The sequence below is a fragment of the Streptomyces alkaliterrae genome (assembly GCF_007097205.2).
Lineage (GTDB): Bacteria > Actinomycetota > Actinomycetes > Streptomycetales > Streptomycetaceae > Streptomyces > Streptomyces alkaliterrae.
The window spans coordinates 1-1,808 of the sequence record NZ_VJYK02000542.1; the positions used below are offsets into that span (position 1 = coordinate 1).

2 protein-coding genes are annotated in these 1,808 nt (G+C 66.1%); both read left to right on the forward strand.

The window, feature by feature from the left end; all coding sequences use genetic code 11:
• The coding region (locus tag FNX44_RS26550) for an electron transfer flavoprotein subunit beta/FixA family protein (RefSeq protein WP_228450281.1) at window positions 1-779 on the forward strand (779 nt) is incomplete at its 5' end.
• A 66-nt stretch (window positions 780-845) separates the two neighbouring features.
• Window positions 846-1,808 (forward strand): electron transfer flavoprotein subunit alpha/FixB family protein, encoded by a 963-nt coding sequence (locus tag FNX44_RS26555; protein ID WP_143651517.1) that lies wholly within the window; start codon window positions 846-848, stop codon window positions 1,806-1,808.

Sequence of the window (1,808 nt, forward strand, 5' to 3'; positions counted from 1 at the left end):
TGAGGATCGTTGTCTGTGTGAAGTACGTGCCCGACGCTACTGGCGAGCGGCAGTTCACGGAGGACCTGACCACGGATCGTGAGTCGGTGGACGGTCTGTTGTCGGAGTTGGACGAGTATGCGGTCGAGCAGGCGTTGCAGATCGCGGAGGGTTCGGACGACGCGGAGGTCACCGTGGTGACGGTGGGTCCGGAGGACGCGCGGGATGCGTTGCGGAAGGCGTTGTCGATGGGTGCGGACAAGGCTGTGCATGTGGAGGACGATGATCTGCACGGCACGGATGTGATGGGTACGTCGCTGGTGTTGGCGCGGGCGATCGAGAAGTCCGGGTTCGACCTGGTGGTGTGTGGTATGGCGTCGACGGACGGTGGGATGGGTGTGCTGCCGGCGTTGTTGGCGGAGCGGCTTGGGGTGCCGCAGGTGACGTTGTTGTCGGAGGTGTCGGTGGAGGGCGGTTCGGTGGCGGGTCGTCGTGATGGTGATGCGGCGACGGAGCGGCTTGAGGCGTCGTTGCCGGCGGTGGTGTCGGTGACGGATCAGTCGGGTGAGGCGCGGTATCCGTCGTTCAAGGGGATTATGGCGGCGAAGAAGAAGCCGGTGGAGTCGTTGGATCTGGATGATCTGGATCTGGAGGCTGAGGAGGTCGGTCTGGAGGGTGCGTGGACGGTCGTGGAGTCGGCTGAGGCGCGTCCGGCTCGGTCGGCCGGCACGGTGGTGAAGGACGAGGGTGAGGGCGGTAAGCAGCTCGCCGAGTTCCTGGCGGGTCAGAAGTTCATCTGATCTCGCGTCTTCGAGTCCCCTTGCTGTCTTTGACGGCTTCTCTCTTCCGGTAGGAGTGCGGTTCCCATGGCTGAAGTTCTGGTTGTTGTCGATCACGTGGATGGCGCGGTGCGTAAGCCGACGTTGGAGTTGTTGGCGTTGGCGCGTCGTTTGGGTGAGCCGGTGGCGGTGTTTTTGGGTGCGGGTGTGGAGTCCGCGGCGCCGGTGCTGGGTGAGCATGGTGCGGTGAGGGTGTTGGCTGCGGATGCGGCGGAGTTCGGTGAGTTTTCGGTGGTTCCGAAGGTGGACGCGGTGCAGGCGGCCGTGGGTGCGGTGTCGCCGGTGGCGGTGCTGGTGTCGTCTTCGGCGGAGGGTAAGGAGGTCGCGGCGCGTGTTGCGGTGCGGATCGGGTCGGGTCTGATCACGGACGCGGTGGATGTGGTGGCGGGTGATGAGGGTCCGGTGGTGTCGCAGTCGGTGTTCGCGGCGGGGTTCACGACGCGGTCGCGGGTGTCGCGTGGGGTGCCGGTGATCACGGTGAAGCCGAATTCGGCGGCGCCGGAGGTGGCTCCTGCGGCGGGTGCGGTGGAGGAGTTGGTGGTGGAGTTCGGTGAGTTGGCGCGGGGGACGCGGGTGGTGTCGCGGGAGGCGCGGGCGTCCAGTGGTCGTCCGGAGCTGACGGAGGCGGCGATCGTGGTCTCTGGTGGTCGGGGTGTGAACGGTGCGGAGAACTTCCGGGTGATCGAGGAGTTGGCGGACTCTTTGGGTGCGGCGGTGGGTGCGTCGCGGGCGGCGGTGGATGCGGGTTGGTATCCGCACACCTCGCAGGTGGGTCAGACGGGTAAGACCGTCTCGCCGCAGTTGTATATCGCGGCGGGTATCTCGGGTGCGATTCAGCACCGGGCGGGGATGCAGACCTCGAAGACGATCGTCGCGGTGAACAAGGACGCGGAGGCGCCGATCTTCGAGTTGGTCGACTACGGCGTGGTCGGCGACCTGTTCGAGGTCGTGCCCCAGCTCACCGAAGAGGTAAAGACCCGCAAGGGCTGA

Bases quoted from the DNA above. Each gene is read 5' to 3' on its own strand.
- FNX44_RS26555 (WP_143651517.1), top strand. From the start codon at position 846: ATGGCTGAAGTTCTGGTTGTTGTCGATCACGTGGATGGCGCGGTGCGT.